Source organism: Catellatospora bangladeshensis, from assembly GCF_016862575.1.
GTDB lineage: Bacteria > Actinomycetota > Actinomycetes > Mycobacteriales > Micromonosporaceae > Catellatospora > Catellatospora bangladeshensis.
Window position 1 is genome coordinate 68,056 of the sequence record NZ_BONF01000044.1, and the last position, 15,795, is coordinate 83,850.

A 15,795-nucleotide genomic window follows, 5' to 3' on the forward strand; every position below is an offset into this window, starting at 1 on the left:
GGCCCCGATCGTGCCACGCCCAACCCTCCCGCTCCACCCCCGTGCTCCGGTACGATCCAGCGGCCGTGGATGCCTATGCACTGCTCGCGATCGCGACCGTCACCGTGGCGACGGTCGCCATCGGCGCGTGGGGGGTGCGTCTCGTGCGCGGCACCTCCGACCTGCTCGTCGCCTCACGCATGGTCAGCCCCACCCAGAACGCCGCCGCCATCGGCGGCGAATACCTGTCGGCGGCGAGCTTCCTGGGCGTGGCCGGGCTGATCCTCGCGTACGGCGCCCAGATGCTCTGGTATCCGGTCGGCTTCGCCGCGGGCTACCTGGCGCTGCTGCTGTTCGTGGCCGCCCCGCTGCGCCGCTCGGGCGCGTTCACCCTGCCCGACTTCTGCGAGGCCCGGCTCGCCTCACCCCGGCTGCGCCGCCTGGCCACCGCGTTCGTGCTGTTCATCGGCTGGTTCTACCTGCTGCCGCAGCTCCAGGGCGCGGGCCTGACCTTCGGCATCGTCACCGGCGCGCCCCGCTGGGTCGGCGTGGTGCTCGTCGGCGCGGTGGTCACCGGCAACGTCGCGTTCGGCGGCATGCGCTCGGCCACCTACGTGCAGGCGTTCCAGTACTGGCTGAAGCTCACCGCGATCGCGGTGCCCGCCTTCTTCCTGCTGGCCCGCTGGCGCGACGACGGCGCCCCGGCCATCCCCGTCGACGAGCCGTGGCTCGCCCCGACCGGCGGCCTGGTCGCGACGTACTCCCTGATCCTTGCCACGTTCCTGGGCACCATGGGGCTGCCGCACGTGCTCGCCCGGTTCTACACCAACCCCGACGGCGGCTCGGCCCGGCGCACCACCACCATCGTGCTCGGCCTCGTCGGCCTGTTCTACCTGTTCCCGACGGTGTACGGGGTCCTCGGCCGCGTCTACACCCCCGAACTCGCCACCGGGCGCAACGACACCGTCGTGCTCCTGCTGCCCGGTGCGGCCCTCGGGCCCGGCCTGACCGCGGACCTGCTCGGCGCGCTCGTCGCCGCCGGGGCCTTCGCCGCGTTCCTGTCCACCTCCAACGGCCTGCTCACCAGCGTCGCCGGGGTGCTCGCCAACGACGTGCTGGCCCGGGGGCGGCTGGCCGGGTGGGGGCCGCTGCCGCTGTTCCGGGCCGCCGCGCTGTTCGCCGGGGCGGTGCCGACCGTGCTTGCGCTCGCCGTGCACGGGCTGAACGTGTCGCAGGTGGTCGGGCTGGCGTTCGCGGTCGCCGCGTCCAGCTTCTGCCCGATGCTCGTGCTCGGCATCTGGTGGCGGGGACTGACCGCGATGGGGGCCGCGGCCGGCATCCTCGCCGGGGGCGGGAGCGCCGTCGTCGCCGTACTGTGGACGATCTTCCTGCCGCCGTCGCCGGGACTGGCGGCGGACCTGCTGGCCCAGCCCGCCGCGTGGACCGTGCCCCTGTCGTTCGTGGTCATGGTCACCGTGTCGCTGGCCACCCGGCGACGGGTGCCCGCCGCCGTCGGCACCATGCTGCTGCGGCTGCACGCGCCCGAGGCCGTGCACGGATCCGACACCCGGCGCGCCGAAACTCCGCGACGTCCCGAAACATCCCGGGCGTAGCGTGACCGGGGTGAACGATCGCGTGCGGGTGGACCTGGCCGCACACCGCCGCGCCAGGCCGCGCACCGGCGCGCACGACGAGCTGGTCGAGCAGACGCCCGTCGGGGACGTGCTGGTGCGCGAGCTGATCCGGGTCCAGCTCGGGCTGGCGCTGCGGCTGGCCGGGGTGGTCGCGGTGGCGCTGGGCGGCCTGCCCCTGCTCTTCACCCTCTGGCCCGCCGGGACCCGGGTCGACGTCGGCGGCATCCCGCTGCCCTGGCTGCTGCTGGGCATCCTGTCCTTCCCGTTCCTCTTCGGCGCCGGGCTCGTCTACACCCGCCTCGCCGAACGCAACGAGGCCGACTTCGCCGCCCTCGTCGGCCGCCCCACCGACCCCCACCGCAAACCCTGACCACCCCACCCGCCGGGGCCGCGGTCATGATCGCGATCTGGTGTCACAAAGTGCGGCCCAGCTCCACTTTCTGACCCGAGACAGCGATCAACCCTGGAGAGGGCCACTCCCCACACGCTTCAGGGTTTAGGATTTGCTTAACCCTGGGGAGGGCGACATGCTGTGGGAAATACTGATGACCTCACAGGTCGAGGACTTTCTGGATGAGTTGTACGCGGCCGACCGCGACAGCCATCGGCTCGTGAACCAGGCCATCCTGGTCCTGGAGCGTAACGGTCCGGCGGAGGGCCGTCCGCTGGTGGACACCGTGGCGGCGAGCCGTATCGCCAACATGAAGGAGCTGCGACCGCCGTCCGGTGGGCGCACGGAGATCCGCATCCTGTTCGCCTTCGACCCGTGGCGCTCGGCGATCCTGCTGATCGCGGGCGACAAGTCCGGCGAGTGGGCGAGCTGGTACCGATCCGCGATAGCCGAGGCCGAGTCGCTGTACGCGATGTATTTGAAAGAGCGTGAACGGGAGATCCGAGATGGCCGAGATTAAGCGCTGGCGGGACACCGGGAACCTGGAGCGGGCGGTCGAGACGGCCGGCGGCAGGGATGCCTTCGACGCCGCGATGGGGGCGATGCTCGACGAGGTGCGCGGCTGGCGCCTCGCCGAGATGCGCAAACGTCGAGGCCTCACCCAGGAGCAGGTCGCCGAGCGGATGGGTGTCTCCGTGGCCCGCGTATCGCAGATCGAGAAGGGCGACGTCTCCACGAGGGAGGTGCTCAGCCGGTACATCGACGCGATGGGCGGCACCTTGCGCCTCATTGCCGACTTCGGTGACGAGCAGCTGAAGGTCGCGTAGACGATCGGTCCCGGCCGGAGGGTCTCTCGCGACCCTCCGGCCGGATCCGGCGAACCTGGTCGCCACGCGAGTGCCGGCGGACAGGTGCACGTTTCAGTGAGCTGTCAGTGCCGCTACGAGCTGCCGCATGCTGTCGACAGGCAGGTTGCGGTGGCGGGCTGCCTGCGCGCGCACCGTCGGCTCGGCATCGGTCAGCATGGTCAGCAGGTCGGCCACCGGCGGCAGGTCCGGGTCCACGCTCCGGCGGAGTTCCGCGTCGGGGGCGTTGCGCAGCCGGGCCTTCTGCTCCTCGGTCAGCCGGTCCGAGAACACGGCGCACCAGTGCAGGCCGCTGTCGTCGGACCGGGTGAACTCGTCGATCACGTCTGCCGGGAAGTTGGGATGCCGCATCAGCTTCCAGATGCTGTAACCGGTCCACTCGCGCACCATCCGCGCCAGCAGACGGGGTGGGGCGTCCGGATGGTTCTCGGCGAGCAGCAGGCGTACGGCGAAGTCCTCGTCGTCGGCGAGCAGCGCGACCGTGCCGGTGTCCAGGTGCGGGCAGCACGCCACCGTCCGCCGGTACGCCGCCTGAGTCGAGCGGGCGTAACGCGCCTGAAGTGCCGTGTCGTCGCAGCGGCGGTGCAGCCACTCGACCGGCCAGGCACGCTCGTGCCGATCGAGCGGATACTCGATGCGCTCGCGCAGGCCGTCCGGAGTGTGCTCGCTGTAGAGGACCGTCCTGCGGACGGCGCGGTCGTCGTCGGCGGCGAGTTGCTCACGCAGTTGGTCGGGCAGGTTCTCGCGGTCGGCGAGCGTCGCCCGGACCGCGGCCTCCGGGTCGGCGGCGAGCTGCGCGAGCTGCGCCGGGGGCAGGGCGGGATGCGCGGCGAGGGCCTGCCGGACAGCCTGGTCGGGGTCGCCGGCGAGCCGTTCCGCGACGCCGCCGTCCAGGTCGGCGTGGGCGGTCGCGGCGGCGCGGGTCGCCGGGTCGTCGAGCAGCCTCACGAGCAGGTGCGGTGGGGGCACGCGACCCGGCGCAGAGAGGGCGATGCGCCGGCGGTGCGGGTCTTCGTGTACGAGCAGCCGCAGGTAGGCGGCGTGGGCAGCGTCGGGAGCGCCGTGCCGCAGCACGACGAGGTCGCCGTGTTCGGGGTCGTCGGCGAGCAGTGGCAAGGCCTGGGCGGGGAGCTCCGGCATGGTGACGAGCCAGGCGCGGACGGCCGGGTCCGGGTCGGCGGCGAGCACGAGGTATGCCTGCTCCGGCAGGCCGTAGCCCATGTGCGCCCGTTCCATCGTGAAACGGCGGATGCGGGGCTCGGGATCCTGGAGGAGCCGCACGACGTCGGCGTCGGCCACGTTCGGCATCTCGATCACGGCACCGCGCACGCGTACGTCTCGATGGCGGGCCATGGCCGCGACGACGACGTCGGGGAGGTTGACGCGGGAGGACAGTGCACGGGCCACGACGGACGGGTCGGCGTGCTCGATCAGGCGGAGCATCAGGTCGGCGGGCAGTGACGGGTTGGCGAGGAGTCCACGGAGGATGCTGTCGTCGGCTGTCACGTGGAGCGAGCTTAGGCAGGTCAGCGGCCCTCCGCGACGGCCGCTCAGCCGACTGCGCAGGCCGGCTTGCCGGGGTTAAGCTGGACGTGTCCAGGCGAAGATCGCCATCTCGTGTCAAGAAGTGAGGCCAGACCTCACCTTTCGCCACGAGACGGCGATCTTGCGCCCCCGGCCGGCGCCGGTGTTGGGCGGGTCAGTGGGGAGCTGGGCGGCCGCTCACGTGCGGTTCGAGCTGTCCATGGACCTTCGGTGAGGTCCTTGGCGAACCAGTGGTCGGCGTAGGGGTCGTCGTTGAAGGCCGGGATCTCTGTGAAGCCGTGCCGGGCGTACAGCGCCCGCGCCTCGACCAGGTCGCTGCGCGTGTCCAGGCGCAGCAGGGTGAGGCCGTGGCCGCGGGCAGCGGCCTCCAACGTGGTCAGCAGGGATGAGGCGATGCCGCGTCGGCGCGCCGCCGGGGCCGTCCACACGCGCGTGACGAGTCCGATGCCGTCGCCGGTGAAGCGCAGCCCGGCGCAGCCGAGAATCGTGTCGCCGTCGCGGGCCAGCCAGAACAGCCCGTGCGGCGGTTCGAGGAAGGCGTCGTCCGGGGCGGCGTCGGCCAGCACGGTCTCGATCTCCGCCGGGGTCGCGGACCGCCCGTAGTAGCGGCCCACGATGTCGGTCAGGTAGTCCCGGATCGCGGCGCGGGCCGCGTCGTCCTGGGGCGGGGTGAGGGCGATGGAGACGGTCGTCGGCACCCGGCCATCCTGCCCCGGTCGCCCGCCACGCGACCAGCGCATTTCCATCGCCCCCGGCTCCGGTTCCCGCCGGACGCCGACCCCGCGTCAAGATCGCCCGACTTGCCTGGCACTTGTGCGAATCTTGAGCCCGCGAAGGCCCATGTGCCTGGCAAGTCGGATGATCGAGCGGGTCCGGGGGCTCGGGTCAGCCGACGATGGTGGCGTGCATCTCCCAGACCAGCACCTCGGCCGCGGTGACGGCGGTGATGCGCTGCCCGCCGGTGGCGGTGAGGCGGACCGCGTCGCCCTGGCTCAGGCCGCCGGCCTGCTCCAGGGTCACGTCGCCGCGGGCGACGAAGAAGTGGAGGTACGGCGCCTGCGGCAGCTCGACGCTCTCCCCGGGCTGCAGCCGCGCGACGTGCAGCGCCGCGTGCCGGTTCTTGATCCGGATCGCGGAGGCGCCGTCGTGCTGCTTCCTGCCGGACGCGACCGTCACCAGGCCGCCGCGCAGCAGCTCGTCGTCGATCTCCAGCTGCTCGTACCCCGGCGTGATGCCGTCGGTGTCGGGCACCACCCACATCTGCACGAAGTGCACCGGGTCGCTGTGCCGGTCGCCCTCCAGCCGCCAGGAGTCGTTCTTCTCCGAGTGCAGGATGCCGGTGCCGGCGCTCATCCGCTGGGCCAGGCCGGGGTAGATGACGCCGGAGTGGCCGGTCGAGTCCTGGTGGACCAGCGAACCGCGCAGCACCCAGGTGACGATCTCCATGTCCTGGTGCGGGTGCGTCTCGAACCCGAAGCCCGGCGTCACGACGTCGTCGTTGTTGACCAGCAGCAGCCCGTGGTGGGTGTTGCGCGGGTCCCAGTGGCGGCCGAACGAGAACGAGTGCTTGGAGTCGAGCCAGCCGATGCGGGTCTTGGCCCGCTCGTCGGCGAACCGGACGTCGATGAGCTCGCGGCGGGGCTTGGCGGTGGAGGTCTTCACGGCCGTCCCTTTCGATCGGGTCGTTGCTTTGTCAACGAGTACAGCCTACACGACATTGTTGCGTCGTCAACTATTCCCGCTATGCTGAGAGCATGGGTGAGACGCGCTGGCTCGACGACCGCGAGCAGGAGACGTGGCGGGCGTACCTGGAAGGCACCCGGTTGCTGATCCAGGCGCTGGACCGGCAGCTGGAAACGGACTCCGGGGTCAGTTTCACCGATTACGAGCTGCTGGTCCACCTGAGCGAGGCGCCCGGCCGCCGGCTGCGCATGCGCGACCTGGCCGACGCCAGCTTCACCTCGCGCAGCGGGGTGACCCGCGCGGTGACCCGGCTGGAGGACGCGGGGTGGGTGCGCCGCGTCGAATGTGACGACGATCGCCGCGGTATGCACGCCGAACTCACGGAGGCCGGCGCGGCCAAGCTCGCCGAGGCGGCTCCCGGGCACGTCAGCGCGGTGCGCGCCTACATGTTCGACCACCTGAGCAAGGAGGAGCAGGCCGCCATCCGCGACGGGTACGCCCGGATGCGCGCGCACCTGCGCCCCTGACCCGGATTACTGTGTACCGATGCCCGAGGGACACACCGTACGCCGGCTCGCCGACCGGCACCGTGAGCTGTTCGCGGGGGAACCCGTCGCCGTCACCAGCCCGCAGGGCCGCTTCGCCGAGGGCGCCGCGCGGCTGAGCGGCGCGACCCTGCTGGACACCGAGGCGTACGGCAAGCACCTGCTGCACCACTACGGCGACGTCAGCCTGCACGTGCACCTGGGCCTCTACGGCAAGTTCGCCGACGGCGACCTGCCCGTGCCGCCGGTGGTCGGCGAGGTGCGGCTGCGCATGGCCAACACCCGGCACTGGCTCGACCTGCGCGGCCCGACCGCGTGCGAGGTGCTCGACCCGCCGGAGGTGGACGCGCTGCGGGCCCGGCTCGGTGCCGACCCGCTGCGCGCCGACGCGAAGCCCGAGCAGGCGTACGAGCGCATCCGCCGCAGCGGCACCGCGCTGGCCGCGCTGCTGCTCGACCAGTCGGTCGTGGCGGGCACCGGGCTGATCTTCGTGCTGGAGGCGCTCTACCGGGCCGGTCTCGCGCCGACCGCGCCCGGCCGCACGCTGACCCCGGAGCAGTGGCGCGAGCTGTGGGCCGACCTGGTCGACCTGATGGGCAAGGCGGTGCTCAGCGGCCGGATCGACACGGTCCGCCCCGAGCACGAACCTGAGGCGATGGGCCGCCCGCCCCGGGTGGACCGGCACGGCGGCGAGGTGTACGTGTACCGCCGACCCGGCCTGCCGTGCCTGGTCTGCGGCACCCCGGTGAGCCGGGGCGAGCTGGCCGGGCGCAACTCGTACTGGTGCGCGGTCTGCCAGCCGCTGGCGGCGTCATGACGCGCTACGCGGGCCTGCTGCGCGGCATCAACGTGGGCGGCAACAAGAAGATCGCCATGGCCGACCTGCGCAAACTGGTCGAGGGCCTGGGCCACACCGACGTGAAGACCCTGCTGCAGAGCGGCAACGTCGTCTTCACCAGCGACTCCGCCGACCAGGCGGCGCTCGCCGCGCAGTTGGAGAAGGCGATCGAGGCCGAACTCGGCATGTCCGTCGGCTGCCTGGTGCGCGACGGCGCCGATCTGGCCCGGATCACGGCGCACAACCCGCTCGGCGCGGTCGCGTCCAACCCGTCGCGGCAGTTCGTGGTGTTCCTGTCCGGGGCGGTGGACCCGGCGAAGCTGGCCGAGGTCGAGACCGTCGCCAAGGCCGGTGAGGTGCTCGCGGCGGGGGAGCGCGAGGTGCACATGTGGCTCCCCGACGGCTCCGCCGACACCAAGCTGACCCACCTGCTCTTCCAGAAGCGCCTCGGCGTCCAGGTCGCCACCGCCCGCAACTGGAACACGGTCACCAAGCTCGCCGCCCTGCTCGCCTGACCCGCCTCGCGGCCGGCGCCGGCCTGTCTCGTCGACTGGTTCGGGATCTAAGTCGACGAGACAGACCGACGTTCAAGAACGGCCGGGGGAGCGGGAGCGTCAGTGGTGGCGGTGGGTGGCGAGGCGGGCGACGGCGTGGAGCTGGGCGGCGGGGACGAGGGACAGGTCGGCGGCGTGCAGGCGGCGTAGCGCCTGGGTGAGCAGGGCGTCGGCGCGGGCGCGGGCCCAGGTGCGGGCGCCCGCGGCGTCCACCAGGTCCGCCGCGTGGGCCAGCTCGGCGGGGCTGAGCGGGCCCTGCCTGCGGTAGAGGGCGGCCAGTTCGATCCCGGCGGGGGTGCCCGAGGTGAGCGCGGCGATCACCGGCAGCGACTTCTTGCGGCTGGCCAGGTCGGAGTGGACCGGTTTGCCGGTGACGGCCGGGTCGCCCCAGATGCCGAGCAGGTCGTCGACGAACTGGAAGGCCAGGCCGGTCCGGCGGCCGAACTCGGTGAGCGCCGCGATCTGCCCGGGGGTGCCGCCGCCGAGCAGCGCCCCGAGCCCGCACGCCCCGCCGAGCAGGGCGGCGGTCTTCGCCTCGGCCATGGACAGGCATTCGGTGAGGCGTACGTCGTCGCGCTCCTCGAATTCGAGGTCGGCGCTCTGGCCGTCGATCAGCTCCTGTACGGCCTCGTTGAGCCGGCGCCCGGCCTCGGGCACGGCGGGGTGGCCGCAGGCGGCGAGCACGTCGAAGCCGAGGGAGAGCAGCGCGTCCCCGGCGAGGATGGCGGGGGCCTGCCCGAACACGGTCCACGCGGTGGGGCGGTGCCGCCGGGTGACGTCGCCGTCCATGATGTCGTCGTGCAGCAGCGAGAAGTTGTGCACCAGCTCCACGGCGACCGCGCCGGGCACGGCCGCGGCGGCGTCGCCGCCCACCGCCTCGGCGGAGACCAGCACCAAGGCGGGCCGGATCGCCTTGCCGCCGTCGCCCGTGGCGGGCGTGCCGTCGGCGTCCCACCAGCCGAAGTGGTAGCCGGCGATCCGCCGCATCGCCGGTCTCAGCGTGCCGATCGCGGCGCGCATCGCCGGGTCGACCAGCGTGCGGCTCCAGGCCAGCACGTCACGGGCGGACTGGCCGCGTGCCATCTCCACGGTGCTCATCGTCGTACCACCTCTTCCGAGAAAGCCTCTGAGTTGAAGCGGGGCACCCTGTCCAACGTGTTGACGCGTCGGCAGGGTGCCCCTGGGGGCATGATCAGTGGCCGAGTTCCACGTTCTCCAGCACACCGAGGGCGTCGGGGACCAGCACGGCGGCCGAGTAGTAGGCGCTGACCAGGTACGACATGACGGCCTTGTCGTTGATGCCCATGAACCGCACGGACAGGCTGGGCTGGTACTCGTCCGGCAGGCCGGTCTGGTGCAGGCCGATCACGCCCTGCTCCTCCATGCCGAGCCGCATCACGATGATCGACGTGGTGCGGTTCGAGGTGACCGGGATCTTGTTGCAGGGCAGCAGCGGCACGCCCCGCCACGCGGGCACGGTGTGCCCGTTGAGCTCGGCGCCCTGCGGGTAGATGCCCCGCCGGGTGCACTCCCGCCCGAACGCGGCGATGGCCTGCGGGTGCGCCAGGAACACGTGCGAGCTGCGCCGCCGGCAGAGCAGCTCGTCCAGGTCGTCGGGCGTGGGCGGGCCGGTGCGGGTGTGGATGCGCTGTTTGAGGTCGGCGTTGTGGAGCAGGCCGAACTCCCTGTTGTTGATCAGCTCGTGCTCCTGGCGTTCCTTGAGCGCCTCGATGGTCAGCCGCAGCTGCTCCTCGATCTGGTTCATCGGCTCGTTGTAGAGGTCGGCCACGCGCGTGTGCACCTGGAGCACGGTCTGCGCGACGCTGAGCTCGTACTCCCGCGGGGTCAGCTCGTAGTCGACGAACGTGCCGGGCAGCTGGGCCTCGCCGACGTGGCCCGCGGAGATCTCGATCGCCGCCTCGCCGTGTTTGTTCTGCGCGGGCACCGGGTTGGCCTGCAGCCGGCGTACGTGCTCGCGCAGCGCGTCGGACTGCTGCACCACCTCGTCGAACGCGGCCCGGCTCAGCGACAGCACGATGCAGCTGGTGACCGCCTTGACGGTGACCTCCCAGGTGGTGCCGTGCCGGGTGAGCGCCTGGTCGCCGAAGTACTCCCCGTCGGCCAGCACGCCGAGCACGATCTTGTCGCCGTACTTGCCGGTGCCCAGCCGGTTGACCTTGCCGTGGGCGATCAGGTGCACCTGGTCGGCGGGGCGTCCCGCCTCGACGATGACGTCGCCGGGGGCGTATTCGGCCTGGGTGAACCGGTCCGCCAGCGTGCCCAGGACCGGCAGGTCCTCGAAGCCGCGCAGCAGCGGCAGCTCGCACAGCTCCGGCGGCACCACCTTCACCTGGGCTCCGATCGAGGTGAAGCTGACCCGGCCGTCGCCGACGGCGTAGCTCAGCCGCCGGTTGACCCGGAACGTGCCGCCCTTGACCTGCACCCACGGCAGCATGCGCAGCAGCCACCGGGACGAGATCTCCTGCATCTGCGGCGCCGACTTCGTCGTCGTCGCCAGGTTGCGAGCCGCGGCGACCGCGAGACTCGACTGTGCCTGTCCAACCTCGACTTCCGCGGAGGAATCCACAGACACCACCATCACCCACCTCTGGTAGTACGAACCGGCGGGAGATCTCCCGCCGGTATGTCCGGTTCGCACTAATTCTTAGCTGCCAGGTGGTATGAACGAAAGGTCTGGAACTGGTGATCGTGCTCTGTTAGGGTGCGGCTCGTACCGGACCTGACCAAGGCTCCGTCCATGCCGGGTGAGCGGCGCGAACGGAGCCTTGATCGTGCCCGGCGGCGGGCCGGGTCAGCCGGTGCGCAGCCAGTCCCGCACCGACTGCATCGAGTCGAAGTACGCCGTGGGGAACGTCGCCGGTCCCTCGGGCGAGGGTTCGGCCTCGGCCGCCTCGGCGGGGCGCATCAGGAAGGCCAGCTTCGCCACGCCCGCCCGGTCGAAGCAGGGCGTGACGTTGGCGTCGTACCAGCCGTCGAAGTCCGCGTCCGGGCGGTGGTGCAGGTCGCGGGCGTCGACCACGACGTACTTCGTCGGCATCTGCTCGGCGGTCTGCGCGAACCGGGCCATCAGCGCCTTGAAGTCGGCCTCGCTGATGTGGTCGGTCGCCGCCGACCAGGTCAGCTCCAGCACGCCCACCCCGCCGTCGTGGCTGATCGTGCCGTATTCGTCATGGTAGATCGAGTTCGACATGCCGCTCCTTCCCGTGCTCGCGGTGCGCCGCGACGCTCTCGCTGAGCCCCTGCTCGCCGCCGCTGACCTCGACGATCTGCCCGGTCACGGCGCTGGAGGCGTCCGCGCACAGCCACGCCACGGTGGCGGCGACCTCGTCCACCGTCACCGGCCGGCCCAGCGCGTTCGCGTGGTACATCGGCCCCGTGGACAGGCGGGTGGCGCGCACGTGGTTGACCCGGATGCCGTTCGGGCCGTACTCGCTGGCCATGCTGCGGGCCAGGGCCTCCAGCGCGCCCGCGACGGCGCCCAGCGCGCCGGTGTGCGGGCGGCCGCTGCTGCCGTTGGTGGAGGCGATGGTGACGATCGAGCCGCGCCCGGCCGGGACCATCACCCGGGCCGCCTCGCGCGAGGTCAGGAACTGCGCGCCGACCACCTCGCCCAGCACGTCGGTGAAGACCGCCGGGTCCAGCTCGCGATACGGCACGCCCATGCCCGCGCTGTTGGCGGGCACCTCGAAGCCGTTGAAGGACGCGTCGAGCGGGCCCTTCGAGACGACCGCGTTGACGTATTCGCGTACGTGGTAGGGGTCGGTCGGATCCACCGTGGCCGAATGCGCCTCGCCGCCGTCGGCCCGGATCTTCTCGGCGAGGGCCTCCACCGCCTCGGTGTCCAGCCCGCTGACCCAGACCTCGGCGCCCTGCCGTGCCAGGTGGCGGGCGACCATCTCGCCGAGCTTCTCGTCCGCCGCGAAGACCGTCGCACGTTTGCCGGAGAGCATCATCCTCGTCCCCTCCCGCGGGGCCGGCGGGCGCGCTGCCGCACGCCTCCCTCACCGGAATCGTGCCACGGCGGCAGCGCCTGTCATGGCTTCTTTTCAAGTATGTGAATGTCCCGTAAGCTGCTTTCGGGAGCGCTCCCATTGGCGACACCGGGCACCGCCGAGCGCACCGTCACCCGCCGTCGCGGCCGCCGATCAGGGCCGTGGCCGGGCGACCCACCGCGGCGGGCCCGGTCCTCCGGCGTCCCGCCTGTCCCCGTACCGGAACAGGAATGGACATGAAGCTCCTGCGCCTGAGCGTGCTCACCGGCACGCTGCTCGCGACCCTCGCCGTGGCGCCGCCCGCGAGCGCCGCCGCGCTGCCGTACCAGGACCCCGCCCTGCCCGTGGCCACCCGGGTCGCCGACCTGATGTCGCGCCTCACGCTGGACGAGAAGCTCGGCCAGATGACCCAGGCCGAACGCGCCTCCGTCAGCAACTCCGACATCACGCAGTACCGGCTCGGCTCGGTGCTGTCCGGCGGCGGCTCCGCGCCCGGCTCGAACAACGCCACCGGGTGGGCCGACATGACCGACGGCTTCCAGAACGCCGCGCTGGCCACGCCGCTGGGCATCCCGCTGCTGTACGGTGCCGACGCCGTGCACGGCCACAACAACGTGGTCGGCGCGACGATCTTCCCGCACAACATCGGACTCGGCGCGACCCGCGACCCCGACCTCGTCCAGCAGATCGGCCGCGCGGTCGCCGAGGAGGTCACCGCGACCGGCGTCGACTGGGACTTCGCGCCCTGCCTGTGCGTCGCCCGCAACGACCGCTGGGGCCGCACCTACGAGTCCTTCGGCGAGAAGCCCGAGCTGGTCGGCTCGATGGCGACCATCGTCACCGGCCTGCAGGGCAGCTCGCTCGGCGGCACCGCGTCGGTGCTGGCCACGGCCAAGCACTACCTCGGCGACGGCGGCACCACCAACGGCACCGACCAGGGCAACACCCAGCTGTCCGAGGCCGAGCTGCGCGCGATCCACCTGCCGCCGTTCCAGGCCGCCATCCAGCGCGGCGTCGGCTCGGTGATGATCTCCTACAGCAGCTGGAACGGCAGCAAGCTGCACGGCAACCAGTACCTGATCACCACGGTGCTCAAGGGCGAGCTGGGCTTCTCCGGCATCGTCGTCTCCGACTGGAACGGCATCGACCAGATCGACGGTGCCACCGGCATGAGCGCTACCGACGTACGCAGCGCGGTCAACGCGGGCATCGACATGGTCATGGTGCCCACCGCCTGGAAGTCGTTCATCGATCTGCTGCGCGCCGAGGTCAACGCGGGCCGCGTCAGCACCTCCCGCATCGACGACGCGGTGCGCCGCATCCTGACCAAGAAGTTCGAGCTGGGCCTGTTCGAGCGGCCGCTCGCCGACCGCTCGTTCCTGGCCACCTTCGGCGGCTCGGCGCACCGCGCCCTGGCCCGCCAGGCCGTCGCCAAGTCGCAGGTCGTGCTCAAGAACGCGGGCAACGTGCTGCCGATCGCGCCCTCCGGCGGCAAGATCTTCGTGGCCGGGCGGCACGCCGACAACATCGGCCTGCAGAGCGGCGGCTGGACCGTCTCCTGGCAGGGCGCGTCCGGCAACACCACCCCGGGCACCACGATCCTGCAGGGCATCCGTAACACCGTCGGCTCCGGCGCCACCGTCACCTACAACGCGAGCGGCAGCGGCATCGACAGTTCGTACCGGGTCGCCATCGCGGTCGTCGGCGAGCAGCCGTACGCCGAGGGCCAGGGCGACCGCCCCAGCGGCATGGGCCTGGACAGCACCGACCTGAACACGCTCACCACCCTGCGCAACGCGGGCGTGCCGGTCGTCGTCGTACTCGTCTCCGGCCGCCCGCTGGACATCGCGTCGCAGCTGGGCAACTGGAACGGCCTCGTGGCCGCCTGGCTGCCGGGCACCGAGGGGCAGGGCGTGGCCGACGTGCTGTTCGGCGCGGTGCAGCCCACCGGCAAGCTGCCGATGACCTGGATGAGCAGCGCGAGCCAGCAGCCCATCAACGACGGCGACGGCAAGACCCCGCTGTTCGCATACGGCTACGGCCTGTCCTACGGCGCCCCGGCCGACACCACGCCGCCCTCGGCCCCCGGCACGCCCACCGCCTCGAACGTGACCGCCTCCTCGGCCACCCTGTCCTGGGCGGCCTCGACCGACAACGTCGGCGTCAGCGGGTACGAGGTGGTCCGTGTCCAGGGGACCGGCGAGACCGTGCTCGCCTCGTCCGCCACGGCCACGGCCACGCTGACCGGTCTGTCAGCCTCGACCGCGTACACCTTCGCGGTGTACGCCAAGGACGCCGCCGGCAACCGGTCCACCCGTTCGGGCACCGTCAACGTGGCCACGTCCCCCAGCGCCGACGGGTATCCGCCGACGGTCCCCGCCAACCTGGCCGCATCGAACGTCACCAGCAGCGGCGCGACGCTGACCTGGACCGCGTCGACCGACGACACCGGCGTCACCGGCTACGACGTGTTCCGCGCCGTGGGCGCCAGCGGGGGCACGTTCAGCCAGGTCGGCACGGCGACCGGGACGACCTATACGGCCACCGGCCTGCAGCCGTCGGGCACGTACCGCTTCTACGTCCGGGCCCGCGACGCGGCCGGCAACGTCTCCGCCAACTCCAACACCGTCGTGGTGACCACCGGCGGCAGCGGCGGCACGTGCCGCGTCGGCTGGGTGCCGAACACCTGGGGCAACGGCTTCACGGCCAACGTCACCATCTACAACCTCGGCACCACGACGATCAACGGCTGGACGCTGACCTGGACCTTCAGTGGCAATCAGCAGGTCACCAGCGCCTGGAACGCCACCGTCACCCAGTCCGGCGCGGCCGTAACCGCCCGCGACGTCGGCTGGAACGGCACCATCGCCCCGAACGGCAACGCCCAGTTCGGCTTCCAGGGCACCTACTCCGGCACCAACTCCACCCCCACCCTCTTCACCCTCAACAACACCCCCTGCGTCGTCTCCTGACGAAGGAAGGGCACCTTCTTAACGCTATGCGTAGAAGAAGGTGCCCTTCTTAACGTGTCCCGGGGTGGCCGCTCCGGTCGCGCCGGTGACCCGCCGCCAACATCGCTCGACTTGCCTGGCACATGGGCGAATGCGGGCTCAAGATACGCCCGTGTGCCAGGCAAGTCGGACGATCATCGGGCCGGGTGGGCGGGGGAGTGGCGTCAGCCGAGCATGGACTCGTAGACGTCGCCGGCCTCGGACACCGGGCGGTAGCGGTCGTCGGCGGCCGAGGCGTGCAGGACCGGCAGCAGTTCCTCGGCCGAGGGCAGGTTCAGCGCGGCGCGCAGCCGGGCCCGGTCGTCGTCGAGCTCGGGCCAGTCCTCCCGGATCTCGCTGTCCGCGAAGGCGAGCCACTCCCGCAGCGCCGCCCCGTCACCGAGCGGCATCGACGTCGCGTCGTGCAGGCTGGACAGCCCCACCACCAGCGCCAGCGCGGTACGCAGATCCGGCGCGATCAGCCCGCCCTCGCCCTCGGACCCGGCGTACACCACCGGCCTGCTCGCCGCGGGCGGCCCTGCCAGCAGGAACGCCCCGCCGGACGCGTCCCCCGCGATCATCTCCAGCGCCCCGCCGTCGCGCAGCGCGACCACCTCGGCAGGCCCGTTGACAGCACGCTCCAGGTCGAAGTCGAACCGCACCAGCATCTCCGCGATGCCGGCGTCCTCCCGAATGGCGCGCAGCAGCTCCTCATCACTCATCCCCGCACCCTAGATCCCACCCCTGTCATCACCCC

16 protein-coding genes are annotated in these 15,795 nt (G+C 71.9%); 8 read left to right on the plus strand and 8 right to left on the minus strand.

The window, feature by feature from the left end; genetic code table 11:
* Positions 1-65 precede the first annotated feature (65 nt).
* From Cba03nite_RS32500 to Cba03nite_RS32515, 4 genes are all read left to right on the plus strand, one after another.
* On the plus strand, positions 66-1,592 hold the full coding sequence (locus tag Cba03nite_RS32500; RefSeq protein ID WP_203754623.1) for a sodium/solute symporter: 1,527 nt from the start codon (positions 66-68) through the stop codon (positions 1,590-1,592).
* Positions 1,593-1,602: 10 nt separating this feature from the next.
* Positions 1,603-1,983 carry a DUF485 domain-containing protein gene (locus Cba03nite_RS32505; protein ID WP_346113444.1) on the plus strand — a complete coding sequence of 127 codons (381 nt, stop codon included), beginning with the start codon at positions 1,603-1,605 and terminating at the stop codon, positions 1,981-1,983.
* Positions 1,984-2,140: 157 nt separating this feature from the next.
* The gene (locus tag Cba03nite_RS32510; protein WP_203754632.1) at positions 2,141-2,524 is read left to right on the plus strand and encodes a type II toxin-antitoxin system RelE/ParE family toxin; all 384 of its coding nucleotides are present in this window, start codon (positions 2,141-2,143) and stop codon (positions 2,522-2,524) included.
* Entirely contained in the window at positions 2,511-2,831 is a 321-nt protein-coding gene (locus Cba03nite_RS32515) for a helix-turn-helix domain-containing protein (protein WP_203754635.1), read from the plus strand. The genes Cba03nite_RS32510 and Cba03nite_RS32515 overlap by 14 nt, the downstream gene beginning before the upstream one ends.
* A gap of 93 nt (positions 2,832-2,924) precedes the next feature.
* Here the strand turns inward: Cba03nite_RS32515 and Cba03nite_RS32520 are convergent, their stop codons facing one another.
* The 3 genes from Cba03nite_RS32520 to Cba03nite_RS32530 all read right to left on the minus strand — a co-directional run bounded on the left by Cba03nite_RS32520 (position 2,925) and on the right by Cba03nite_RS32530 (position 6,077).
* Positions 2,925-4,376, minus strand: coding sequence for a hypothetical protein (locus Cba03nite_RS32520; protein WP_203754638.1), 1,452 nt, complete (start codon positions 4,374-4,376; stop codon positions 2,925-2,927).
* A gap of 134 nt (positions 4,377-4,510) precedes the next feature.
* A complete protein-coding gene (locus tag Cba03nite_RS32525; RefSeq protein ID WP_239126178.1) occupies positions 4,511-5,113 on the minus strand; it encodes a GNAT family N-acetyltransferase in 603 nt (200 codons plus the stop codon).
* Between the two features lie 187 nt (positions 5,114-5,300).
* Positions 5,301-6,077, minus strand: a complete 777-nt coding sequence (locus Cba03nite_RS32530) for a pirin family protein (protein WP_239126179.1) — start codon at positions 6,075-6,077, stop codon at positions 5,301-5,303.
* 92 nt (positions 6,078-6,169) lie between these two features.
* Here Cba03nite_RS32530 and Cba03nite_RS32535 point away from each other — a divergent pair, with 92 nt between their 5' ends.
* Genes Cba03nite_RS32535 through Cba03nite_RS32545 form a run of 3 tightly spaced genes read left to right on the plus strand, consistent with a single transcriptional unit; the run spans position 6,170 to position 7,996 of the window.
* Positions 6,170-6,625, plus strand: coding sequence for a MarR family winged helix-turn-helix transcriptional regulator (locus Cba03nite_RS32535; protein ID WP_203754644.1), 456 nt, complete (start codon positions 6,170-6,172; stop codon positions 6,623-6,625).
* 19 nt (positions 6,626-6,644) lie between these two features.
* Positions 6,645-7,460 carry an Fpg/Nei family DNA glycosylase gene (locus tag Cba03nite_RS32540; RefSeq protein WP_203754647.1) on the plus strand — a complete coding sequence of 272 codons (816 nt, stop codon included), beginning with the start codon at positions 6,645-6,647 and terminating at the stop codon, positions 7,458-7,460.
* Positions 7,457-7,996 (plus strand): DUF1697 domain-containing protein, encoded by a 540-nt coding sequence (locus tag Cba03nite_RS32545; protein WP_203754650.1) that lies wholly within the window; start codon positions 7,457-7,459, stop codon positions 7,994-7,996. The genes Cba03nite_RS32540 and Cba03nite_RS32545 overlap by 4 nt, the downstream gene beginning before the upstream one ends.
* A gap of 99 nt (positions 7,997-8,095) precedes the next feature.
* Here Cba03nite_RS32545 and Cba03nite_RS32550 read toward each other — a convergent pair whose 3' ends face one another.
* The 4 genes from Cba03nite_RS32550 to Cba03nite_RS32565 all read right to left on the minus strand — a co-directional run bounded on the left by Cba03nite_RS32550 (position 8,096) and on the right by Cba03nite_RS32565 (position 12,009).
* The gene (locus Cba03nite_RS32550; protein WP_203754653.1) at positions 8,096-9,133 is read right to left on the minus strand and encodes a family 2 encapsulin nanocompartment cargo protein polyprenyl transferase; all 1,038 of its coding nucleotides are present in this window, start codon (positions 9,131-9,133) and stop codon (positions 8,096-8,098) included.
* A 94-nt stretch (positions 9,134-9,227) separates the two neighbouring features.
* Entirely contained in the window at positions 9,228-10,622 is a 1,395-nt protein-coding gene (locus tag Cba03nite_RS32555; protein ID WP_308442773.1) for a family 2B encapsulin nanocompartment shell protein, read from the minus strand.
* A gap of 225 nt (positions 10,623-10,847) precedes the next feature.
* Entirely contained in the window at positions 10,848-11,246 is a 399-nt protein-coding gene (locus Cba03nite_RS32560; RefSeq protein WP_203754657.1) for a hypothetical protein, read from the minus strand.
* Positions 11,224-12,009, minus strand: a complete 786-nt coding sequence (locus Cba03nite_RS32565) for an SDR family NAD(P)-dependent oxidoreductase (protein WP_203754660.1) — start codon at positions 12,007-12,009, stop codon at positions 11,224-11,226. The genes Cba03nite_RS32560 and Cba03nite_RS32565 overlap by 23 nt, the downstream gene beginning before the upstream one ends.
* A 275-nt stretch (positions 12,010-12,284) precedes the next feature.
* Here Cba03nite_RS32565 and Cba03nite_RS32570 point away from each other — a divergent pair, with 275 nt between their 5' ends.
* Positions 12,285-15,020 carry a glycoside hydrolase family 3 N-terminal domain-containing protein gene (locus tag Cba03nite_RS32570; protein ID WP_203754662.1) on the plus strand — a complete coding sequence of 912 codons (2,736 nt, stop codon included), beginning with the start codon at positions 12,285-12,287 and terminating at the stop codon, positions 15,018-15,020.
* 203 nt (positions 15,021-15,223) lie between these two features.
* Here Cba03nite_RS32570 and Cba03nite_RS32575 read toward each other — a convergent pair whose 3' ends face one another.
* Positions 15,224-15,760, minus strand: a complete 537-nt coding sequence (locus Cba03nite_RS32575) for a hypothetical protein (RefSeq protein WP_203754664.1) — start codon at positions 15,758-15,760, stop codon at positions 15,224-15,226.
* Positions 15,761-15,795: the final 35 nt, after the last annotated feature.